General features: G+C 63.7%; 6 protein-coding genes. All 6 read right to left on the reverse strand.

What is annotated here, in order from left to right:
• Positions 1-149 precede the first annotated feature (149 nt).
• The 6 genes from Q4610_RS11340 to Q4610_RS11365 are packed head-to-tail and all read right to left on the reverse strand — an operon-like array spanning position 150 to position 6,464.
• Positions 150-1,247 carry a PLP-dependent cysteine synthase family protein gene (locus Q4610_RS11340; RefSeq protein ID WP_304536059.1) on the reverse strand — a complete coding sequence of 366 codons (1,098 nt, stop codon included), beginning with the start codon at positions 1,245-1,247 and terminating at the stop codon, positions 150-152.
• Positions 1,244-3,265: a M3 family metallopeptidase gene (locus Q4610_RS11345; RefSeq protein WP_304536060.1), complete on the reverse strand. Its 2,022-nt coding sequence runs from the start codon at positions 3,263-3,265 to the stop codon at positions 1,244-1,246. Before Q4610_RS11345 ends, Q4610_RS11340 begins: the two co-directional genes overlap by 4 nt.
• A gap of 11 nt (positions 3,266-3,276) precedes the next feature.
• The gene (locus tag Q4610_RS11350) at positions 3,277-4,152 is read right to left on the reverse strand and encodes a hypothetical protein (RefSeq protein WP_304536061.1); all 876 of its coding nucleotides are present in this window, start codon (positions 4,150-4,152) and stop codon (positions 3,277-3,279) included.
• Positions 4,152-4,514: a thioredoxin gene (gene trxA, locus Q4610_RS11355; RefSeq protein WP_304536062.1), complete on the reverse strand. Its 363-nt coding sequence runs from the start codon at positions 4,512-4,514 to the stop codon at positions 4,152-4,154. Before trxA ends, Q4610_RS11350 begins: the two co-directional genes overlap by 1 nt.
• Before the next feature lie 4 nt (positions 4,515-4,518).
• Positions 4,519-5,979: a metallopeptidase TldD-related protein gene (locus tag Q4610_RS11360; protein ID WP_304536063.1), complete on the reverse strand. Its 1,461-nt coding sequence runs from the start codon at positions 5,977-5,979 to the stop codon at positions 4,519-4,521.
• Positions 5,976-6,464 carry a metallopeptidase TldD-related protein gene (locus Q4610_RS11365; protein ID WP_304536064.1) on the reverse strand — a complete coding sequence of 163 codons (489 nt, stop codon included), beginning with the start codon at positions 6,462-6,464 and terminating at the stop codon, positions 5,976-5,978. Before Q4610_RS11365 ends, Q4610_RS11360 begins: the two co-directional genes overlap by 4 nt.
• Positions 6,465-6,536: the final 72 nt, after the last annotated feature.

Consider the following 6,536-nt stretch of genomic DNA (forward strand, 5'->3'; position numbering starts at 1 on the left):
GTTTTTATTTCACATCAGGGCATCTGGCCTATGGAGATCAAGACCGCCGACCGCCTGTGCCGACGCCTATCTCCGCTTCATGCCCGTCGATACGCCATGACCTGACGGCATCGCCTGCCGCTGCAAGGAAACAAGCGCATATCCCCGGCTCACGTCCCAGTGGGCATCGATGAAGCCAGGGCGCGGCGCACCTTTTCGCTGCTCTCTTGCCACGCAATGGCGCGGTCGGACAACCAGGCGTCCTTGTAATAGGTGCAGGCATAGCGTTCGCCGCCATCGCACAGCAGCGTCACGACGCTGCCCGTCATGTCGGCGCGTGCCATTTCCTCGATGATCCTGAGGCACGCCCAGAGGTTCGTGCCGGTCGATCCTCCCACTGTGCGACCAAGCGAACTGGAAAGGGCGCGCATGGCGCCGATGCTGTCGCCGTCGGCAACCGGAATCATCCGATCGACCACGCCCGGAATGAAACTCGGCTCGACGCGGGGGCGGCCAATCCCCTCAATGCTGCTGGCAAGGCCCGCAGGCAGGGCGGTTATCGCCTTGTCCGCAAAATGGCGGTGGAACACCGAATGCTCCGGGTCGGCGACGCATAGTCGCGTATCATGGCGCCGATAGCGCAGGAAACGACCGATCGTGGCGGACGTGCCACCCGTGCCCGCCCCGCACACGATCCAGGAAGGAATGGGAAAACGCTCCTGCGCCATCTGGCTGAAGATGCTCTCCGCAATATTATTGTTGCCGCGCCAGTCGGTCGCACGCTCAGCGAAGGTGAATTGATCAAGATAATGGCCGCCCGTCTCGGCCGCCAGGCGATGCGCGACCTCATACACCGAGCGTGGATCGTCCACGGCATGGATTTCGCCGCCCTGGAACCGGATCGCATCCACTTTGGGCGCGGCGGTCGCCGCAGGTACGACCGCAATGAAGCGTAGCCCCAGCATGCGCGCGAAATAGGCTTCGCTAACCGCTGTCGACCCCGATGACGCTTCGATCAAGGTGGTGTCAGGCCCGATCCAGCCATTGCATAGGGCGTAGAGGAACAGCGAACGTGCCAGCCGGTGTTTGAGGCTTCCGGTCGGGTGGCTGCTTTCATCCTTCAGATAGAGGTCGATGCCGGGATAGAGCGGCAACGGCAGGTGAATGAGGTGCGTGTCGGAGGAGCGGTTGAAGTCCGCCTCGATCCGCTGCACCGCGTCTTCCAGCCACAGGCGGGGCGGCAGGGCGTTGATCCTCTTTCCTGTCATGCCAGCCCGTGCCGCCGCATCAATGCCTGCGGGTCTGCATCGCGCCCGCGAAACGCCCGGAAGCTGACCGCCGCCGGCCGACTGGCACCGCGTGACAGCACTTCCTCGCGAAAGAGCGTCGCGGTATCCCGGTCGAGCAGGCCTGCCTCGGCAAATTGCTGGAAACCGTCCGCCGCCAGGATTTCTCCCCACAGATAGCCATAATAGCCGGCGACATAGCCGCCCGAAAATATATGGGTGAAGGCATGGGGAAAACGGTGCCAGTGGGGCGGCCGCACGACCGCGACTTCCTTCCGTACCGTCTCGATCACGCGCATCGGGTCATCGTCCGGCTCGCCCGCATGCAGCAGCAGGTCGAACTGCGCGAACTCGATCTGCCGCACCAATGCCATGCCGGACAGGAAGTGGCGGGCGGCAAGCAGTTTGTCGAACAGCGCGCCCGGCAGCGTCTCACCCGTCTGATGATGGCCCGACATGCCGGTCAGGATATCGCGATCCCACGCGAAATCCTCCATCAACTGGCTGGGCAGCTCGATCGCATCCCATTCGAACCCGTTGGTCCCGGCAATGTCGGGCCGATCGACGCGGGTGAACAGGTGATGCAGGCAATGGCCCGTCTCGTGCAGCAATGTCTGCACATCCTTGTGACTAAGCAGACATGGACTGCCTTCCATCAGCGGCGCGAAATTGCAGACCAGATAGGCAACCGGGCCGCGTTGCACAGCGCCATCGCTGATCCGGGGACGCGCCTGCGCCATCCAGGCACCGCCACGCTTCCCCTGCCGGGCATGCAGGTCGAGATAGACGCCGGCAAAGACAGTCCCACCCTCATCCAGCACATCATAATAGCATATGTCAGGGTGATAGACGGCAATGTCCGGCCGTGCGACCAGATGGATGCCAAAAAGGCGCTCCAGCAGCATGCGCCATCCGGCCAGCACGCGATCGACCGGGAAATAGGCCCGCACTTCCTGCTCATCGACGCTATATCTGGCTTGGCGCAACCGTTCCGCGACAATGCCGATGTCCCATGGTTCAAGGCTCTCCAGCCCCAATGCTTGCTCTGCAAACGCACGCAGGCTGTCCAGATCGCGCTGCGCGGCGGTTCGCGCCTTATCACCCAGATCACGCAGGAAGGTGAGCACCTGCGCCGGGTTTGCCGCCATCTTGGTGGCCAGCGACCACTCCGCCGCGTCCGCAAAGCCCAGGAGCCGCGCTGCTTCCGCCCGCAACTGGAGAATATGGGACATACGCTGGCTATTGTCGAAACGGCCCGCCTGTGGTCCCTGATCGGACGCCCGCGTACCCGATGCGGTATAGACCCGCTCGCGCAGTGCGCGCGAGTCGGCAAAGCCCAGCACGGCGCTGACGCTAGGCTGGTGCAATGTCACCACCCAGCCTGTCAGGCCGCGCTTGTGCGCTTCCTGTGCGAACATCGCGCGGTCGGCGGCGGGGATACCTGCCAGCATCGCCTCATCCTCGACATGTTCGAACCAGGCGTCCGTCGCATCCAGCACGGCATTGCCAAAGGCGGTGGATAGCGCCGACAGCTCAAGGCGGATTTCGGCGTATCGAGCGCGATCAGCCGGTGGCAATGCCACGCCCGCCAGCCTGAAATCACGCAGGGCGCGATCCACGACCGCGCGGTCGGCGTCTGCCAGATGCCGGAAGCCATCGGCCGCACGAAGGTCGGCCAGCACGGCGTATAACGCCTCATTCTGCATGACTTTGCTGTTGTGCGCTATCAGCCGCGCCTGACCGGCAGCATAGGCGGCGCGCAACTCTGGCGTGTCGGCCACCCCGCACAGATGGGAAACCACCGACCAGACCGCCGATATGGCGACATCCGCCCGCTCCAGGGGCATCCATGCCAGGTCGAAGCGTTGCGGCCTGCTGCCGACGATGTGGCGGACGACCGCCTCATGATCGGCAAGCACCCGGTCGAGCGCCGGTTCGATATCAGCCGGGTCGATGCGGTCGAAATGCGGCAAGGCATGACAATCGAGCAAGGGATTCATGGTATTGCTGCTTACCTTGAAGCGACCGGAACCGGCGCGCGGGAGAAAAGGTCGAGGATTTCCGCACCGGCCGACCGATACACATGGCCCAGTTTTTCGAACTGATCGAGCCGTTGGCGGAAGCGGCCCGCAAGCTGGGGATTGTCGGCATCGAGAAGCCCCAGCACACGGTCCAGCCCCGATAGTTCAGCCATGCGGCCGTCAATTTCGGCTTGTTCGCGAATATGAAAGACCTGGCTTTCTTCCTCGTCCGTCCAGCCGATCTCCTGCATGAGTTGCTTCAGTTCGAGCCGTCCCGATGCTCCCAGCACATCGTGCAGAACAGTGCGCATCGTGCCGGGCCAGGCGGCCGCCTCGACAACCGTTCCGGCACATCGCACGAGCGGATCCTTCGCTTGGTCGCTGGCAGTGACGGCGGCCAGGCGCACGACTTTCCATGCCTTTCGCTCCGGCGCATCGCCCTGCAAGGCACGGCGATGCAGGGCAAGGATCGCCTGTCGCGCGGTTTCGATGCCCGCATGGCCACGCGCATGCGCCACCAGTTCGGGCCGTTCCAGCAAGAAGATGATGGCTTGCGATACAATGTCCGAAAGGTCTGCCCCCACCGGCGTCCTGTCGAGCCAGCTTTGGGCATATTCCGCCGCCAGAGGGGTGGTCGAATAGGCGTTGACGATGGAATCGAGCGCCGTGACGAGCGCGATGGGGTAGCCCAGATGGTCCGCATAGGCCTGCTGGTCGCCCGATTGGATGATCGCCCCGATGACATTGGCGGCTCCATCTTCCCAGGCGGGATAGAATATGAAGCGTTTGGCATCGATATGCCCGCGCAAACGGGCCTGGGCGTCCACCTTGATCGCAGGGTCCGCATGAAAGGCGATGTCAGGCATCAATTGTCGTCCACATGCGCGTCGACGAAAGCATCCAGCCGGCTGCGCGAAATGGTGCCGGCCGTCCGCCCCTTCTCCTCCCCATTGTGGACAATCATCAGCATGGGAATGCCGCGAACGCCAAAGCGGCTGGCAAGCGCCGGATTTTCATCGATATCGACCTTTACCACATCGATTTCGTCGGCATATTCCCTGGCCAGTTCCTCCAGCGTCGGGGCCAGCGCTTTGCACGGCGCGCACCAAGGGGCCCAGAAATCGACCAGCACAGGCTTTTCATTCTTCATGACGACCTCTTCAAAGTCGTGCTCATTCGCATTTTTCATTTTTTGAAGTTCCTCTGAAATCCTGATCGGGATGGGCAAAGCGTCAGCCGCCCTGCCCGCCAACGGTCATATGATCGATCCGCAACGTCGGCTGTCCGACACTGACAGGCAGTGTCTGTCCCTGCTTTCCGCACGTCGCCATGCCGCTGTCGAAGGCAAGGTCGTTGCCGACCAGGGAGACATGCTTGAGCGCTTCATGTCCGACGCCGATCAATGTTGCGCCCTGTACCGGAGCGACCAGCTTGCCCTTTTCCACCAGCCATGCCTGGGCCGTGGAAAAGTTGAACCGTCCGCTGACGATATCGACCTGCCCCCCGCTGAGCGCCGTGGCGTAGATCCCCCGGTCGATCGAGGCGATAATCTCGCCCGGATCGCACGCGCCATTGGCAAGGAAAGTGTTGGTCATGCGCGGCATCGGCAGATGCGCATAGGATTGCCGGCGCCCATTGCCGGTGGACCGGCCGTTCATCAGCGCGGCGTTCAGGCGATCCTGCATCAGCCCCTTCAAAACGCCGTCCTCCACCAGCATGGTCCGGTCGGGACATGTGCCTTCGTCATCCACGCCCAGCGACCCCAGCCGGTCGGCAAGCCCGCCATCGTCTATCACGGTCACGCCGCGCGGCGCGATCCGCTCGCCGATCCTGCCATCGAAGGCGGACAGCCGCTTGCGATGATGATCCCCCTCCAGGCCGTGGCCGACCGCCTCGTGAAACAGCACGCCAGGATAGCCAGGCCCCAGCACAACGGGCATTTCGCCCACCGGCGCGGGGATGGCCTCCAGGTTGATCAGCGCCATCTGCACCGCCTCGGACACCATCGCCTGGATGGCGGCCTCGTCAAAACCATCGACGGCGGCGCGGCGGCCCAGTCCAGCCTGGCCATGCGCCCGACGCCCCTTATGTTCCGCCACCACCATCATCGAAACGATCGAGAGCGGGCGAATATCGGCAGCGCTGTTGCCATCGGCCTGCGCCACGCACATCAGCGAATCGCTGGCCCGCACAGTCGCATCCACACGCACGATCCGACTGTCGGCCGCGCGGGCCATGGCATCGATCCGCTCCAGAACGGCAATCCAGGCGGCTGCGTCAACCGCCGTTACAGCCTCTGCCGGGGGGTAAAGCGCATGCGTCGGAGCGAGCCGGTCCAGCGCGAGGCCAGCGGGATGCCGCGCGGCATCGCCATGACGTGCCAGGGACCGAACGGCATGAGCCAAATCGAGGAGTCCTGTTTCGCGAATGTCGGCGGAATGGGCGAAGCTGACCTGCCCGCCATGCGCCGCCCGCGCGCCCACCCCCTGTCGCAAGGAAAAATTGCCGTGAATGACGCGGCCGCCCTCCAATACCCAACTGCGCCTGCGCACCGTCTCAAAATATAGTTCGGCAAGGTCGGCGCCACCGCCGGCCAGTTCGCCCAGCGCCCGTTCGATCGCCGCCTGGCTGAGACCGGCCGGACCGAACAATTGCGCCTGCACGCGCGCCAGCGCGATCTCGCCACCGTTCATGCGCCGCCCCCCACTTGCATGTCATCGATCAGGATCGATCCGGTGCGGATCGCATCATGCCGCTCCACATCGTCGCCAATGGCGCGGATATTCTGGAGCATGACCGGCATCGATCCGGCCAGAGTGACATCCGTTACTGCATGCGCAACCGCTCCACCTTCCACCCAGAAGCCCCTGACCGCGCGTGTCCAGGTGCCGGTGGCAGGATCGGTCGAACCGCCAAGAAAGTCAGTGACGAACAGGCCGCAATCCAGCCGTCGCAGCATCGCCTGCAAGTCGCCCGCTGCGGCATCACTGCAAAGCCGCAGATTGTAAAAACCGTCAGCGTTGCCCGTGGATCGCAGTCCCAGCTTGCGCGCAGACTGGCACGACAGGAACAGGCCCTCCACGATCCCGCCACCCACAACCGAGCGTGCCGACCCGGCGACACCCTCTGTCAACGGCGGAGCAAAAGTCGGCCATTCGGCGGCGTAAAACCAGGCCATCGTGTTACATGCCGGGGGGAGTGGCGTGAGGGCGTAGCCCGAGGGCCACTCCCCCCGGCATTGGTGTAATTT

The organism is Sphingobium cyanobacteriorum (assembly GCF_030580935.1).
In the GTDB taxonomy this organism is placed as follows: Bacteria; Pseudomonadota; Alphaproteobacteria; order Sphingomonadales; family Sphingomonadaceae; genus Sphingobium; species Sphingobium cyanobacteriorum.